19 protein-coding genes are annotated in these 15,099 nt (G+C 67.0%); 13 read left to right on the top strand and 6 right to left on the bottom strand.

From position 1 onward, the window contains the following. The first annotated feature begins 4 nt into the window (after positions 1-4). The gene (locus tag P9A17_RS22465) at positions 5-337 is read left to right on the top strand and encodes a GNAT family N-acetyltransferase (RefSeq protein WP_278040943.1); all 333 of its coding nucleotides are present in this window, start codon (positions 5-7) and stop codon (positions 335-337) included. Then, a complete protein-coding gene (locus P9A17_RS22460; protein WP_278040942.1) occupies positions 334-1,143 on the top strand; it encodes an acyl-CoA thioesterase domain-containing protein in 810 nt (269 codons plus the stop codon). Before P9A17_RS22465 ends, P9A17_RS22460 begins: the two co-directional genes overlap by 4 nt. Here the strand turns inward: P9A17_RS22460 and P9A17_RS22455 are convergent. Then, positions 1,140-1,637, bottom strand: coding sequence for a PPOX class F420-dependent oxidoreductase (locus tag P9A17_RS22455; protein WP_278040941.1), 498 nt, complete (start codon positions 1,635-1,637; stop codon positions 1,140-1,142). The genes P9A17_RS22460 and P9A17_RS22455 overlap by 4 nt on opposite strands. Positions 1,638-1,826: 189 nt before the next feature. Between P9A17_RS22455 and P9A17_RS22450 the strand changes: the two genes are divergently transcribed. Beyond that, entirely contained in the window at positions 1,827-2,039 is a 213-nt protein-coding gene (locus tag P9A17_RS22450) for a DUF3072 domain-containing protein (RefSeq protein ID WP_278040940.1), read from the top strand. Here P9A17_RS22450 and P9A17_RS22445 read toward each other — a convergent pair. Together P9A17_RS22445 and P9A17_RS22440 are read right to left on the bottom strand one after the other, a co-directional pair. After that, a complete protein-coding gene (locus P9A17_RS22445) occupies positions 2,033-2,644 on the bottom strand; it encodes a hypothetical protein (protein WP_278040939.1) in 612 nt (203 codons plus the stop codon). The genes P9A17_RS22450 and P9A17_RS22445 overlap by 7 nt on opposite strands. Before the next feature lie 74 nt (positions 2,645-2,718). Beyond that, positions 2,719-3,573: an SDR family oxidoreductase gene (locus P9A17_RS22440; protein WP_278040938.1), complete on the bottom strand. Its 855-nt coding sequence runs from the start codon at positions 3,571-3,573 to the stop codon at positions 2,719-2,721. A gap of 245 nt (positions 3,574-3,818) precedes the next feature. On the opposite strand from P9A17_RS22440, the gene P9A17_RS22435 reads away from it, so the two are divergent. Next, a complete protein-coding gene (locus P9A17_RS22435; RefSeq protein ID WP_278040937.1) occupies positions 3,819-4,397 on the top strand; it encodes a TetR family transcriptional regulator in 579 nt (192 codons plus the stop codon). On the opposite strand, the gene P9A17_RS22430 is transcribed toward P9A17_RS22435, so the two are convergent. Beyond that, positions 4,384-5,082 carry a GntR family transcriptional regulator gene (locus P9A17_RS22430; protein ID WP_278040936.1) on the bottom strand — a complete coding sequence of 233 codons (699 nt, stop codon included), beginning with the start codon at positions 5,080-5,082 and terminating at the stop codon, positions 4,384-4,386. The genes P9A17_RS22435 and P9A17_RS22430 overlap by 14 nt on opposite strands. Then, positions 5,079-5,606, bottom strand: coding sequence for an HD family phosphohydrolase (locus tag P9A17_RS22425; protein WP_278040935.1), 528 nt, complete (start codon positions 5,604-5,606; stop codon positions 5,079-5,081). Before P9A17_RS22425 ends, P9A17_RS22430 begins: the two co-directional genes overlap by 4 nt. 109 nt (positions 5,607-5,715) lie before the next feature. Between P9A17_RS22425 and P9A17_RS22420 the strand changes: the two genes are divergently transcribed. From P9A17_RS22420 to P9A17_RS22380, 9 genes are all read left to right on the top strand, one after another. Next, positions 5,716-6,831 carry a TIGR03364 family FAD-dependent oxidoreductase gene (locus P9A17_RS22420; protein ID WP_278041060.1) on the top strand — a complete coding sequence of 372 codons (1,116 nt, stop codon included), beginning with the start codon at positions 5,716-5,718 and terminating at the stop codon, positions 6,829-6,831. A 2-nt stretch (positions 6,832-6,833) separates the two neighbouring features. Further along, the gene (locus P9A17_RS22415; protein WP_278041059.1) at positions 6,834-7,517 is read left to right on the top strand and encodes a phosphonatase-like hydrolase; all 684 of its coding nucleotides are present in this window, start codon (positions 6,834-6,836) and stop codon (positions 7,515-7,517) included. Positions 7,518-7,519: 2 nt separating this feature from the next. After that, positions 7,520-8,560 carry a 2-aminoethylphosphonate ABC transporter substrate-binding protein gene (locus P9A17_RS22410; RefSeq protein ID WP_278040934.1) on the top strand — a complete coding sequence of 347 codons (1,041 nt, stop codon included), beginning with the start codon at positions 7,520-7,522 and terminating at the stop codon, positions 8,558-8,560. A 2-nt stretch (positions 8,561-8,562) separates the two neighbouring features. Beyond that, positions 8,563-9,732 carry an ABC transporter ATP-binding protein gene (locus P9A17_RS22405; protein WP_278040933.1) on the top strand — a complete coding sequence of 390 codons (1,170 nt, stop codon included), beginning with the start codon at positions 8,563-8,565 and terminating at the stop codon, positions 9,730-9,732. Then, positions 9,729-10,622, top strand: a complete 894-nt coding sequence (locus P9A17_RS22400) for a 2-aminoethylphosphonate ABC transporter permease subunit (protein WP_278040932.1) — start codon at positions 9,729-9,731, stop codon at positions 10,620-10,622. Before P9A17_RS22405 ends, P9A17_RS22400 begins: the two co-directional genes overlap by 4 nt. Beyond that, a complete protein-coding gene (locus tag P9A17_RS22395) occupies positions 10,597-11,394 on the top strand; it encodes an ABC transporter permease subunit (RefSeq protein ID WP_278040931.1) in 798 nt (265 codons plus the stop codon). The genes P9A17_RS22400 and P9A17_RS22395 overlap by 26 nt, the downstream gene beginning before the upstream one ends. Positions 11,395-11,505: 111 nt before the next feature. Beyond that, positions 11,506-12,879, top strand: a complete 1,374-nt coding sequence (mgtE, locus tag P9A17_RS22390; protein WP_278040930.1) for a magnesium transporter — start codon at positions 11,506-11,508, stop codon at positions 12,877-12,879. Between the two features lie 83 nt (positions 12,880-12,962). After that, positions 12,963-14,342: an FAD-dependent oxidoreductase gene (locus P9A17_RS22385; protein WP_278040929.1), complete on the top strand. Its 1,380-nt coding sequence runs from the start codon at positions 12,963-12,965 to the stop codon at positions 14,340-14,342. Between the two features lie 38 nt (positions 14,343-14,380). Then, positions 14,381-14,800, top strand: a complete 420-nt coding sequence (locus P9A17_RS22380; RefSeq protein ID WP_278040928.1) for a ChaB family protein — start codon at positions 14,381-14,383, stop codon at positions 14,798-14,800. Here the strand turns inward: P9A17_RS22380 and P9A17_RS22375 are convergent. Further along, positions 14,797-15,066 (bottom strand): YdeI/OmpD-associated family protein, encoded by a 270-nt coding sequence (locus tag P9A17_RS22375; RefSeq protein WP_278040927.1) that lies wholly within the window; start codon positions 15,064-15,066, stop codon positions 14,797-14,799. The genes P9A17_RS22380 and P9A17_RS22375 overlap by 4 nt on opposite strands. Between the last annotated feature and the right edge of the window lie 33 nt (positions 15,067-15,099).

Genomic DNA, 15,099 nt, shown 5'->3' with positions numbered 1-15,099 from the left:
AGGCATGACCTCCGACAAGACCGGCGCGCCCACCGAAGTCACGGCCGAGGCGGACCGCTTCAGCATCACCGTCGACGGCCAGAAGGCTGGGTTCACCGAGTTCATCGACCATTCGGGTCAGCGGATCTTTCCGCACACCGAGATCGACGACAACTTCGGCGGGCGCGGGCTCGGCACCATTCTCGTGCGCGAAGCGCTGGAGGCGACGCGCGCAGCGGGGCTGCGGATCGTCGCGGTGTGCTCGATGGTCGCCGGTTACATCGACAAGCACCCCGAGTTCAACGACATCGTCGACCCGGTGACCACCGACGTTAAGCGGGTCCTGTCCCGTCGATGAGCACCCGGTCGTTCTTCATCCCCGACGGCGATGCGTTCATACCGACAGACTGGGCCCGCGGACCCTGGGGTGACACCATCAGCGGCAACTATGTCGGCGGGCTCCTCGGCCATGTGATCGAACGCGACGCGAGCGACCCCGAAATGCAGCCGGCCCGCCTTACCGTCGACCTGTTCCGGCCCGCAGCTCTCGCCGATCCGGTCTGCGTCGAAACGGCCATCGTCCGGGAAGGCCGCAGGCTCAAGCTCGTCGACGCGACGATGACGCGATCCGGCACCGTGGTCGCGCGGGCCAATGCGCTGTTCCTGCGGCGCGGCGAGCAGCCACCGGGGCCGCGATGGTCGACGGACGTCGCGATGCCGCCCGTTCCACCCGTTCCCGACCCGGTGCCCAATGACGTCGTCACTCTGGTCTGGACCTACGGCAAGTTCGGCGACACGCCGAGCGTCGGACTCGCCGCGTGGGCACATCACGGTCCGAAGTACATCTGGACCCGCGACCTCGAGTCGATGGTCGCCGGCGTCGAACTGACCGCCTTCACCCGGGCCGCCATGGCCGGTGACATGGCGAGCTCGCTGACGCACTTCGGCGCGGACGGCCTGCCGTTCATCAACGCCGACTACACGCTCACCCTGAGCCGGCTGCCCGAAGGGCCGTACCTTGGTCTCGCGGCGCTGACGCACCACAGCCACGCAGGTGTCGCCACCGGCACCGCCGTCGTCGTCGACGCGTCGGGACCCATCGGGACGGCGACGGCGACCGCGTTGGCCAATCCGGGATTCAACCCGCCACGGGCGACGCTCTAGAGGTACTGCGCCGTGCTGCCCGAGACCGGCATGGCGTCCATCCCGAGCTTGCGGTGATCCCAGCTGCGCAACCGCGACGGCACCACCCGCACACAGATGCGATTGTTCATCATCTGGTCGACGAACGGCTTCAAGTCGTCGGTGTAGGGACCGGTATAGCGTTCCCACACACTGATTCCGACGCGCAGGTTCGTCTCCGGATCGTCGACGATCTCAGCCTGCCCGTCGATCGACACGCCTCGCAGGGTGTCGTAGGACAGACCGTCTTCGATCATCACTGTGATGGTCGGATCACGCCGTAGGTTCACGGCCTTCTGCGACTTGGCTTTCGTCTCGAACCAGATCTCACCGTCGAGCACGGCGTACCACATCGCCACCAGGTGCGGCCGCCCGTTCGGCAGCACGGTCGCCATCGTGGCGGTGCGGCTGCGTTCGATGAACTCGGCGATCTCGTCGTCGGTCATCACGATCTTTGCGCGTTGATTCGTGCCCACGCATCGATACTGACAGGCCGCGGTTCGGCCCGTGACGCGGGCTAGTTCCTGCCTCGATATTCGAGAACCTTGAAATCGAAGGAGTCTGCTTCCCGTGCTGCCTCGAGGCCCGTCGATCATCGATGCGAATTTTGCGCTCCGACCCGGCCTCCGCGTTTCGAACACACTTGCGATGGGCATCCAGACCCCATGAGCGACAACATCACCCAAGTGCCCCAGGAAAATGCAGAGAAGGACCCGTCGGACTGGGTCACCGGAGACGAGCCCATGACCGGACCCCAACGCAGCTACCTCCAGACACTCGCGCAGGAGGCGGGCGTCGACGTCCCTGATGACGCCACCAAGGCAGACGCGTCCGAACTGATCGACCAACTCCAGCAGAAGACGGGGCGCGGTCAGTAGAAGTTGACCGGCGGCAACGGCCGGATGCCATCACCGCTGTTGCCGCCGGCGAAGCGCACGGATCCTTCATGAGGCTTCGTCAGTGACAACGTTCCGATGTGCCGGAAGCGACCTACCGGCGGACTGATGACGAAACTCAGCTCGTCTCCGACTCCGAACCGCACATCCGGCCCGACCGTCGGCGTCTTGACTCCGAACAGCACCGGCTGCAGTCCTGCCAGATAGAGCCACAGCGACGAGTACAAGGGCGCGACCGGGTCGGCGGGCAACACCGCATGGTGCAACGGGGCTCCATCGCCGGATGACGCAAGAAGGAAGTCCTGATCGCGCCCCGCCCCGTACGCGTCCGGGATCTTGATGCGCAGCCGGCGCGGCTCGGAGCCGGGCTGGTCAGGCCCCGCCTGGACCACTGCCGGGTACGACGCACCCGGCTCCAGCAGGGACGCTCCATCCGGCACGTCGGCGTCGTTGTCGATCGTCAAGACCGCGTCGAAGGTCACCGCGTCACCGGCCGCAACGTCGTCTTGTTGGCCGATGATGGCGGCGACAGTCGCCCGAACCGCCCGCGATCCCGCTGTCAGAGCGCCTGTATCCGCTAGTCGCATGGCACGGCCGTACCCCGTTGGAGCGTCCGCCATGCCTCCGCGCTGCCAACGTCAGACCCGTGTAAGACGCGCGGTCACCGGATCAGCGTTGCCCCACCGTCGAGACGGATCTGCTGACCGGTCATGAAGCGCGACTCGTCGGCCAGCAGGTACACGGCGGCGTAAGCCGTCTCCCACACACTGCCCCGGCCCATCTTGAGCTTGACGACTTCGAGATAGGTCTCCTCGACCTCCTCGGGGGCCAGACCGAACAGCTTCTGCGAGTCGTGGTTGCCCAGAACAGAATTGATGGGGCCGAGCATCAACGTGTTGGCCCGGATTCCGGCGCCCGCGAACTCGGCGGCGGTGAGTTCGGTGATGTAGTTCAGCCCGGCCTTGCCGAGCGCGTACGGCATGATGCCGATGTTGAGACCGAGTTCGTTCTTGATGCTGGCGATCGACGAGATGTTGACGATGCTGCCGGTGGTGTCACCCTCGTTCTTCTCCATGGACTGAGCTGCGAACAGATTGCAGTGGTAGCAGCCCAGCATGTTCACGTTGACGCCGTAGTTGAAGTTCTCGGTCGTCATCGTGTTGGTCTCGATGTCGAACGGCGGGTTGACCGCGACGCTGTAGACCATGCCGTCGACCCGGCCACTCTTCGCGATGGTTACGTCGAAGATCGTCTGGCAGTCCTGCTTCTCCGACACGTCGGCCTCGACCGCATAGCTCCGACCGTGCTCGGCAGAGATCATGTCGACCGTCTCCTGCGCGGCCGCCAGGTTGCGATCCGCCACAACCACCTCGGCGCCGTGACGAGCCGCCAGGATCGCGGTGGCGCGGCCGTTGCCCATTCCCGGGCCCGGCATCTGACCCCCACCGACGATGACGACAACCTTGCCCGTCAAGTCAAGCGCCTTGCGGTCCTTCACACTGAAATCCATACTCATGGACTCACTTTCATGGTTGTCACGTGCAGGTCGGTCAGGCCTCGAAGGATGTAGGTGGGGACGTAGCCGAATGCCGGGTACGGGTCTGCGACGAGTGTGCCGTCATGGAAGAGTCCCCCGTCTCCACGGCCACCTCCTTTCCTCGACAACTGACCAAACGTAAAGCTGTGTCCCGACCGATCGTACAGTACTTAGCTGACCAAACGTATTGATGAACTGGACACTTGGTCAGCTAGCATCGAGGCGTGACGACCGCCACCGACACAGGGCCGACTCGGCAGCGACTCATCGAGGTCGCCATCGAGCTCTTCGGGAAGCACAGTGTGGCCGGCACGTCGCTGCAGATGATCTCCGATGCGCTCGGCTTCACGAAATCGGCGATCTACCACCACTTCCGGACGCGCGAGGAGCTCCTCGACGCCATCTTGGAGCCGATACTGACCGAGCTGAAGTTGCTGGTGGACGCAGCGGAATCGCAGCGCACACCGAAGGCACGCGCCGATCGGATGCTTGTCAGCTACGCCGCGCTCGCCGCGTCCAACCGCAAGCTCATCTCGGTGCTCAGCGGCGACCCGCACGTCGCCGAACTCGTTCGCACCAAGCCGCCATGGAGCGCGACAGTGACACGGCAGATGCGTTTACTTGCCGACGTCGAACCTGGGATCGGCGGTCAGGTGAACGCGGCGATCGTGATGTCGGGGTTCGCCGGCGCCGCCCGCGGCGAGTTCGCCGTCCTCGACGACGAGGCGCTGCACGACCAGATGATCTCGGCGGGCCGGCGCACGCTAGGTCTGCGAGCACCGCGGGTGCTCAGCGGTCGGTGAGCACCGCTTCGAACGCCACGCGGTCGCCACGGTAGAGAGCTCGCACGACCTCGATGGGGTCGCCGTCGACATCGAGCGATCGGCGGTTGAGAAGCAACATCGGCATTGCGGTGGTCGACTCGAGCAGGCCGGCCTCGCGGGGTGACGGCAGCACCGTCTCGATGCGCTCGGTCGCCGACCCGAACTCCACCCCCCGGGCCCGGATCGCGGCGTACAGCGAGCTCGTCGGGTCGAAGTCGCCGACAAGGTCGCCGAACCGGCGCTTCGGCAGATAGGTGCTCTCCAGACCGATCCTCACCCCGTCGGCGAGTAGCACGCGCTCCAGATGCATTACCCGATCAGAGGTCCGGATACCAAGCGCCGCAGTGATTTCCGGGTCCACGGTGACACTCTCCCACGACACCAGAAGGCGCCCCGGGGTGCGGCCCATCCGCTGCGCCCCCTCGGTGTAGGACTTCAGCGACAGCGGCTGGACGAGCTTCGGACGGGACACGACGGTGCCCCGGCCGCGCCGTTCGATACGGCCCTCGACCAGAAGTTCGTGCACGGCCTGACGGACGGTCTCACGGGCCACACCGAACCGCGCTGCCAGTTCACGTTCCGGCGGAAACGGATCGCCCTCGAGCAGATCGCCGAGAATCTCGTCCAGGCCCGTGCGGACGAGGTACGGCTTGGGCAGGCTCACGTCGCGAGCTTCCCCGCCAGTTCCAGCACCACCGCCACCGGAGCACCGGCCGCGTCGGGATCCTTGGCCGCATCGTCGTAACGGCGCAGCCGCAGCGCGTCCTGACACCAGGGGTGGGCGGCGAAGTCGGGATCGATGTTGGCCCCGCCCTGGAGCGCGAGCGAGGTGACCGAGGTCGCGCTCAGCGCGGCGGCATAGGTGGGATCGACCGCCGCGAGATGCCGTTTCGCCGCCACATGCGCCCACGCCAACCACGCGACCCTGGGCCCGAATCGCGGCCCTATCCAGTCGCGCGCCAGTTCGGCGTGGTCCTCGATGCCCGGCCCGCCGAGCAACGGACTGTGGCCGATGTCGTGCAGTGCCGCCGCGAGGACCAACTCGTCGTGGGCGCCGTCGTCCAGCGCGCGCGCCGCCGACTGCAGCGCGTGATCCCATTCGTCGACGGACTCCTCATCCCACACCCCGCGCAGCGAATCCAGCACCGCCGCCGTCTCCGCACGCACCTGTTCACCCCGCATCAACATGCCCCCAACCATACCTCTGATTGGTCTATACCAATTGTTAACCGGCTGTTCCCGCGGCCCACATCGCGTGCTTGCGACGATGACGTTCACGCCGGGTTATGTCAGCGCCATGCGGGTCACGATCATCGGCGCCGGCATCCTTGGCACCGCACACGCCTGGCACGCCGTGCGACGCGGCCACGATGTCGTCCATCTCGAGCGCGAGGCCGAGCCTCGCGGAGCCACCGTGCGCAACTTCGGACTGGTCTGGGTGTCCGGCCGCTCGTCGGGCGAACTGGACGCCAGCCTGCGATCCCGGACGCTGTGGGAAGAGATCGGGGCGCAGGTGCCCGGCATCGGATTCCGGCCGTGCGGATCCCTGACGCTGCTGCGCACCCCCGCCGAAGTCGCTGTCGCCGAGGAGGTCTGCAGCAGGGCAGACGCCGGCCGGCGCGGTTTCCGTCTCCTCGATCCCGACGCCGCACGGGCGATCAACCCGGTGCTGCGCGGCAAGTTCGTCGCCGCCCTGCATTGCGCACAGGACGGTGCCGTCGAATCCCGCCAGGCGCTGCCCGCGATCCGCGCGGTTCTCGACGCCACCGGCCGCTACACCTACGTGCCGAGCACCGAAGCCCGTGCCGCTGACGGCACCCGCGTCGCCGACGACCGCGGCAACACCTACGACGCCGACGTGGTCATCGTCTGCGCCGGCGCCGCCCACACCGGCCTCGTGCGAGACCTCGCCGGTGACATGCCGGTACGCCGGGTGCGCCTGCAGATGATGCAGACCGCTCCGCTGGACGAGCAGATGACGACGGCGATCGCCGACGGCGACAGCCTGCGCTACTACCCCGCCTACGCCGGGAACGCCCTGGACTCGTTGCAGCGCAGCGAGAATCAGGACCCGGTCGCCCACGAACACCGGATGCAGCTGCTGTGTGTGCAACGCCTGCACGGCGGCCTCACGATCGGCGACACCCACGAGTACACCGAGCCGTTCGCCTTCGACGTCGCCGAAGCGCCGTACAGCTACCTCGCCGGCGTCGTCGAGGAACTGCTCGGCCGCCCGCTTCCGCCCATCCGGCAGCGCTGGGCCGGCGTCTACAGCCAGTGTGTCGACCCCGGCCGACTGTCCTACCGCTCGGAGGTCTCCCCCGGCGTGTGGGTGGTCACAGGACCCGGCGGGCGCGGCATGACGCTGGGCCCCGTCATCGGTGAAATCACAGCGAACAAGATCGGACTATGAACATGCAAGACAACGCAATTCAGCTGGCCGTCGTCGACATGGCCGGTACCACCGTTGCCGACGACGGCCTGGTCGTCGAGGCGTTCGAGGTCGCCGCGGAAGCCGGCGGGCTTCCCGCCGACGGACCAGTACGCGAGCACGCCCGCCAGTATGTGCTCGACACCATGGGCCAGTCCAAGATCACGGTGTTCCGTGCGCTGTTCGACGACGAGGAGTCCGCGCAGAAGGCCAACACCGCGTTCGAGGACGCCTATGCCTCCCTCATCGCCGCAGGCCGCGCCGAGCCCATTCCCGGTGCGGCGGAGGCGCTCTCGCGTCTGCGCGCAGGCGGTATCAAGGTCGCGCTGACCACCGGCTTCTCCCCCGATACCCAGGGCAAGCTGATCTCCGCGCTGGGCTGGCACGACATCGCCGACCTCGTCCTGGCACCCGGCGACGGTGTCCGCGGCAGGCCCTACCCCGACCTGATCCTCACCGCGCTGCTGCGCTCCGGCGCCGACAGCGTGCAGTCGGTCGCCGCCCTCGGCGACACGTCCAGCGACGTCGAAAGCGCGCTGCGGGCCGGATGCGCTATCGCCGCAGGCACTCTCACCGGCGCTCACGACGAGCGGCAGCTCGCCGCCGCCGGTGCCACCCACATCGTCACCTCCGTATCCGACTTCGCAGATCTCCTCCTGAAAGGCTGACCATGAAACTCCGCAAGACTCTCGCGGTGATGGCCGTCGCGGCCGCCGCCACCGTGTCCGCCGCCTGCGGCGGGACCGGCTCCTCCGGATCAGGCGACGGGACGACGCTGACGGTCTACAGCGCCGACGGCCTCGCCGGCTGGTACGAGCCGACGTTCACAAAGTTCACCGAGGAGACGGGTATCAATGTCAACCTGGTGGAAGCGGGCTCCGGCGAGGTGGTTTCGCGCGTCGAGAAAGAGCAGTCCAACCCGCAGGCCGATCTGCTGGTCACCCTGCCGCCCTTCATCCAGCGCGCCGCGCAGTCGGATCTGTTGCAGGCCGGCGGCGCCGACACCAGTGGCATCGCCGAGGACCAGGTCGGCCCCGACGGCACGTTCGTGCCGATCGTCGACAACGCGTTGAGCTTCATCGTCAACCCCGAAGCCAACCCCGCGCCGGTCACCTGGGACGACCTCCTCAAGCCGGAGTTCAAGGGCAAGTTGCAATACTCGACTCCCGGCCAGGCCGGCGACGGAACGGCCGTGCTGGTGCTCCTGCAGCATCTGCTCGGCAAGCCCGGTGCGCTGGACTACCTGAAGGCGTTGCAGGCCAACAACGTCGGCCCATCGTCGTCGACCGGCAAGCTGCAGCCCAAAGTCAGCAACGGTGAGCTGCTCGTCGCCAACGGCGACGTCCAGATGAACCTTGCGTCGATCAAGGACGACGGCTCCAAGTTCCAGATCTTCATCCCCGCCGGCGCCGACGGAAAGAAGACCAGCATCTCGCTGCCCTACGTCGCGGGCGTGACGGCCGGCGCCCCGCACGCCGAAGACGCCAAGGAGCTACTGGCGTTCCTGATCTCCGAAGACGTCCAGAAGACGGTCGCACCGGACGCGCTCGGCATCCCCGTCCTCGAATCGCTCAAGGGTTCCGGCTCCACCGAACCGAACACGCCACTCGGTGTCCTTGACGGCGTCGACGTGTGGGTCCCGGATTGGAACGCCGTGCTGGCCGACTTGGATGCCGACGTCGCTGCCTACCAGCAGGCCACCGGAAGCTGATCATGGCCCAGACACGCGTCAGCCCCGTCAGCCGGCGCCTGCAGCCTGCTGCCGCCGAACCCGGCACCGCAGCAATACTTTTCGACCGTGTCGGGGTGTCCTACGGCCGTGGCAAGAAGGTCACCCACGCGCTGGTGGACTTCAACCTGCGCGTGGCTCCCGGCGAGACCGTCGCGCTGCTCGGACCGAGCGGGTCGGGCAAGTCGACGGCGCTCAATGCGCTCGCCGGCTTCGTCCGCCCGACCTCGGGGGCCGTTCGCCTCGCCGGCCGTGACGTGACCGACCTGCCGCCGGCACGCCGAGGCATCGGCGTCGTCCTGCAGTCCTATGCGTTGTTTCCGCACATGTCGGTTGCCGACAATGTGGCGTTCGGGTTGCACGCCCAGAAGGTCTCCCGGCGGGAGATCGCGCCCCGGGTGAACGCGGTGCTCGACATGGTCGGCATGTCCGGGTTCCAGAAGCGGCTGCCCCGTGAGCTTTCCGGTGGGCAACAGCAGAGGGTCGCGATCGCCCGCGCACTGGCGATCCGGCCGTCGGTGCTGTTGCTCGACGAGCCCCTCGCTGCGCTGGACGCCCAGTTGCGCCAATCGATGCTTGCCGAGCTGCAACGACTCAAAGAGGCGTTGCCCGACACCGCGATGCTGTACGTGACACACGACCAGGCCGAGGCGCTGGCACTCGCGGATCGCATCGTCGTGATGAACAAAGCGCGCCTGATGGACGTCGACACCGCCGAGAACTTGTGGAAGAGACCGCCGACGAGCTTCACGGCCGCGTTCCTCGGCGGGGCCAACCTGCTGCCGTGCGAGGTAGGCCGGGTGAGCGGCAACTCGGCGCTGGTGAAGGTCGGGACCCGCACCGTCAACGCCGAGGCACCTCAACCTGCATTCGGGCACGCGGACTGGGCGCCGGGGTCACTGGCGCTGCTGTGTGTGCGCCCCCACGCGATGCAGGTGGTCTCGACGCGTGAGCGGGATGCGTTGCAGGCCAACGTCAATGCCGCCGTGTGGCGCGGTGCGGTGACCCGGCTCGTGCTCGCGGTCGATTCGCTCCCCGACATGCTCGTCGACGTCGACGTGCCCGGACATACGCCGTTCGAGATCGGCAGCGTCGTGGGCCTTCGGCTACCCGAACCTGCCGGGGTGCTGGTCTCGCCCGGAACCGCGGCATGACCGACGTTCTCGAGCGGCCCGACACGGTACTGCCGCCGCGGCCGCATGGACCGCGCTCGACAGCATGGCTGTGGGTGCTGCCACCGCTGCTGCTCGTTCTGCTCGTCGTGCTTTACCCACTACTGCGGGTGTTCCTGGAATCGTCGGCCGAGGGTTCCTGGGGCGAGGTCCTCGGATCGGAGATGTTCCGCGACGCACTGTGGCGCACCGTCGCGATCGCCGCGACGTCGACGCTGGGCTGCCTGATCCTCGGGACTTTTCTGGCAATCGTGCTGGCGTTCGTCCCGTTTCCCGGTTCGGCGCTCGTGGGTCGACTCATCGACACCGTCCTCGCTCTGCCGTCGTTCCTCATCACGCTGGCGTTCACGTTCCTCTACGGCAGTGCAGGCGCGCTGAACGCGGCGATCTCGGCCATCACCGGCTCGAGCTCACCGATGCTCGACTTCCTCTACACCCCCGCCGGCGTGATCACTGCCGAGATCACGTTCTTCACCCCGTTCGTGGTGCGGCCGCTGCTCGCCGCGTTCTCGCTGATCCCCCAGGCCCAGCTCAACGTCGCCGCCAGCCTGGGCGCATCCCCGTGGACCGTCTTGCGAACGGTGATCATGCCGGAGGCGTGGCCGGCCCTCGCCGCAGGCGGCAGCCTCGTTCTGCTGTTGACACTCAACGAATTCGGCATCGTGCTGTTCACCGGAGCCAAAGGCGTCATGACGCTGCCGGTGCTGATCTACACCCGCGGCATCGTCACGTTCGACCTGCCGGGCGCCGCGGTGATCGCGACCGTTCAGGTGCTGCTCTCGCTCGCGCTGTACGGGCTGTACCGGGTGGTCTTCGCCCGGCTGACGTCTCGAAGGGGGGTCGGCGATGCTGCTGTGGAGTCGCCGAAGTAGGGGGATCGCGCTGACGGTTTTCGCGATCGTCGTCTTGGTGGTCTTCGTCCTGCCGCTGGGCACCGTGCTGCTCGCCGGGCTCGCAGGTTCCTGGACCGGGCCATTGCCCTCTGACCTGGGTTTCGCCCGGTTCGGGGAAGCCTTGTCGGGCGAGGACCTGGCCAGCCTGTCGGTGAGCCTCCAAACAGCCTTCCTTGCAGGAGGTTTCGCGCTGATCGTCGGAACGTGGGCAGCGCTGGCCGCACGCGATGCGCCTGACTGGCTGCGGCGCGTCACCGACGCGGTGTTCCACCTCCCCATCGCGGTACCGTCCGTGGCCATCGGCCTCGGGCTGCTGATCGCGTTCAACTCGAAACCATTGTTGTTGGGCGGAACTCGCTGGATCGTCATCCTCGCCCACGCCGTGCTCGTGTTGGCATTCGCATTCAGCGCGGTGTCTGCGGCGCTGGACCGCCTGGATCCGGCCTACCGGCAGGCGGCAGAATCGCTCGGCGCGAACTCCGCACGCGTCCTCGTCAGGATCACCCTGCCGCTGCTGCTGCCTGCCCTCGGTGCCGCCGCGGGGTTGGCCGTCGCGCTGTCGATGGGTGAACTCGGCGCCACAGTGATGGTCTATCCCGCGACGTGGAAGACGTTGCCTGTCACCATTTTCGGACTCACCGATCGCGGTCAGGTGTTCCAGGCAGCCGCGAGTACCACGTTGCTGCTTGCCGTCACGCTGGTAGCGCTCATCGTGGTCGGCCGCATCCGAGGGCGGGCCGCACTGCGCTGACGTCGGCTGTTGGCTCCGCGTTCACCGCTGATTAACCACGGCCACAGTCTCTTTCGGCTCCGCACTCCTTGACGGCTACGCTTCGCGCAGCATTTCGAACAAAGGAGTGTCATGCCGTCCATCGAAACAGGGCCGAAGCTTCGGGACATCCTGGCGACCACCGACGCCGCAGGCGTCAAGACCTGGCTCAAGGCCGTACCGGAACCCGCTGAGCGTCGCCACCAGCTCGCCAAGCTCAGCACGGCGGAACTGCGAAACCTGGGAGAGGTCCTCGACCGGAAGACCGCCAAGGCACTGCTGGATTCGGTCGACGACGAACTGGCGGCTCGCGCGATGACGGCGATGGAACCGGCGGTGGCCGCGCCCCTGATCGCATCGCTCGACACCGACCACGGCGCCGACATCCTGCGTCAAATGACCAATTCTGTACGGGAATCCGTACTCAACGAGATGACGCCGACCCGCGCCGCTGCGCTTCGCCGCGTCCTGGAGTGGCCGAAAGAGTCCGTGGCGGCGCACATGACCCCCGAAGCGCTGGCGATCCCCTCCACCCTGACCGTCGCCGCCGCCGTCGAACTGCTGCGCAGCAATGCAGACGATTTCGCGGATGATCTCGAGACCAGTGCCTACATCTATGCCACCGCCGCCGACGGCCGTCTCGTCGGGGTCGTCGCGTTCCGGGACCTCGTCCTCGCTAACGCGAACCGGGTCATCAGCGAGCTGATGAACGACGACCTGCTGTGGATGTCACCGCTGACCGACGCCGAGGACGCCGCGCAGGCCCTCGAGGATCACCACCTCGTCGCCGTGCCGGTGGTCGACGGCGACATGCGCTTGCTCGGCATCCTCACCCAGTCGACCGCCGCCGAGATCGCCGAGGAAGAAGCGACCGAAGACGCCGAGCGCCAAGGTGGTTCCGTCCCACTCGAAGTGCCCTATCTGCGCGCGTCGCCGTGGCACCTCTGGCGTAAGCGCATCGGGTGGCTCCTGCTGTTGTTCATCGCCGAGGCGTACACCGGGACGGTCCTGCGGCACTTCGAAGAAGAAATGGAAGCCGTCGTCGCGCTGGCCTTCTTCATCCCGCTGCTGATCGGGACCGGCGGCAACACCGGCACACAGATCACCACCACCCTGGTGCGCGCCCTCGCCACCGGCGATGTCCGATTCCGGGACGTTCCCTCGATCATCGCGAAGGAAATCTCGACCGGCATGCTCATCGCGCTGACCATGGGCTTTGCCGCGGTGGTGCGAGCGTGGACGTTGGGCGTCGGCCCCGAGGTCACCCTGTGTGTCGCGCTGACGATCGCCGCAATCGTGCTGTGGTCGTCGTTCATCGCGTCGATCCTGCCGCCGCTGCTCAAGAAGTGCCGGCTCGATCCCGCGCTGGTCTCGGCCCCCGCCATCGCGACCATCGTCGACGGAACCGGTCTGATCATCTACTTCCTGATCGCGCACGCGACACTGTCGCAGCTGCAGGGCTTGTAGGAGATCACTGGCCCGCGTGGAAGCGTCGTAGCGGATGCTGCGTTCACTGTGGTGACATCGCCATACAGAACTGGGGGCTTGCCATGACCACCGCCGACATCTCCGCCGACCTCGTCGTGCTCGGCTACGGCAAGGGCGGCAAGACGCTGGCCGCAGCACTGGCCAAACAGGGCTGGCGGGTCGTCATGGTGGAACGCTCGGCGCTCATGTACGGCGGCACGTGCATCAACGTCGGCTGCGTGCCCACCAAGGCGATGATTCAGCACGCTGAACACCTCGGTCCCGGAGTCCATCGTGAGAACTACCATCAGGCAGTCGAATTCACGCAGAGCCTGACCGCGACACTGCGCGCCAAGAACCTCGCCATGCTCGAGACCCTCGACACCGCGACCGTGCTCACCGGGCAGGCTCGCTTCGTCGACCCGCACACCGTCGAAGTCCGCACCACCGACGGCGGGGTCGTCACAGTGTCCGGCCGGTACGTCGTCATCGGCACCGGCTCACAGGCCGTCATCCCCGACATCCCCGGACTCGCCGACGCACCGAACGTCGTCACCAGTACCGAGCTGCTCGTCGAGTCCGACCTGCCCCGGCGGCTCGTCGTCCTCGGCGGCGGATACATCGGGCTCGAGTTCGCGGCGATGCAAGCCGCCTACGGATCGCACGTCACCGTCCTGGAGCGCAGGCCCGCGATCCTCGGCGGCGAGGATCGCGACGTCGCCGAAGCCGCCCGCGAGATCATGGTCGCCGCCGGAGTCGACATCGTTACGTCCGCCCTGGTCCAACATGTCGAAAGCCGTTCGGACGGAACGACTTCCGTGCACTACCGGATCGGCGGAGAGACTGACACGGTCGTCGCCGACACCATCCTCGTCGCCCTCGGCCGTGAACCGGTCACCGCGGAACTGGCACTCGAGCACGCAGGCGTCGAGACGACGCCGACCGGAGCCGTCGCCGTCGACGAGCACCTGCGGACCACCCAGCCGCATATCTTCGCGATCGGCGATGTCAGCGGAGGACCCCAGTTCACCTATGTCTCGCTCGACGACTATCGCATCGTGCTCGATCAGCTGACCGGAGGCGGCACCCGTTCGACAGCCGACCGATACGCGGTGCCGTACACCCTGTTCCTGACACCGCCACTGTCCCGGGTGGGGCTCACCGAACGCGCCGCGACCGAAGCGGGCACGCCGATCCGGACCGCGACGATGCGCGTCGCCGACATGGCCACAGTGCCCCGCGCCCGGATCGTCGAACAGAGCGCCGGGCTGATGAAAGTCGTCGTCGACGCCGACACCGACCAGGTCCTCGGCGCGGCATTGTTGTCCTACGACTCACACGAAGTCATCAACCTGGTGGCCTTGGCGATGCGACACGGCATCACCGCCGCTCAGCTCCGGGATGAGATCTACACGCACCCGTCGATGACGGAGGCATTCAACCAACTGCTTGGAGCGCTATAGGCGGGGTACCCAGGGCATTTCAACCGAAAGGCCCAGAGATGCCGAAGACCACCAAGTCGGGTAAGCCCAAGAAGGACGAGCTGCCGAGCACTCTTGAGCGCTCGGATGAGAAGGCGCAGCGCACGTTCACCAAAGCCCACGACGCCGCGGCCGAGCAGTACGGCGATGCCGAACGCGCGCATCGAGTCGCCTACAGCGCCCTCAAGCACAGCTATGAGAAGGTCGGCGACCACTGGGAAGAGAAGGAGCAGCGCGGACCTTCCGATGACCGCGCCGAGAGCGGCGGTCCGAACCCGTCGGGTGAGAGCGCCGAGGGCGTCGACGCCAACGCGTCGAAGAAGCACCTCACCGAAGTCGCCCGCCGTCTCGACATCCCCGGCCGGTCGAAGATGACGAAAGACGAGCTCGTCGACGAGATCATGAAAGCCAACAGACGCGAGACCCGGCGCAGCAGCTAGGCCTTGCCCGTGCGCTCGCGGTGTTTGCAGCCGGGCCAGCAGCACGGCCTGCGCATGCCCTCCTCAAGCTCTTCCTGAGTGCGGCGGATGCGTCGCTCGCGCGTCTTGTCCTGTTTGGCGTCCTCAACCCAGCAGATGAACTCGTTGCGGGCCAGCGGCGTGATGTCCTTCCACGCCGACAACGCCGCAGTGTTCTCCGCAAGTGCCGTCCGCAGATCGGCGGGCAGCTTGTGCACCACCCCGCCCGGTATCCGCTGGCCGCTCATCCGGACAGAGTAAACCCGACCGCGCGTATGACA

Origin of the sequence: Mycobacterium sp. 236(2023) (assembly GCF_029623955.1) — a bacterium.
In the GTDB taxonomy this organism is placed as follows: domain Bacteria; phylum Actinomycetota; class Actinomycetes; order Mycobacteriales; family Mycobacteriaceae; genus Mycobacterium.
Note: the sequence above shows the minus strand (reverse complement) of the source record. Positions and strands in the feature narration are given on the sequence as shown.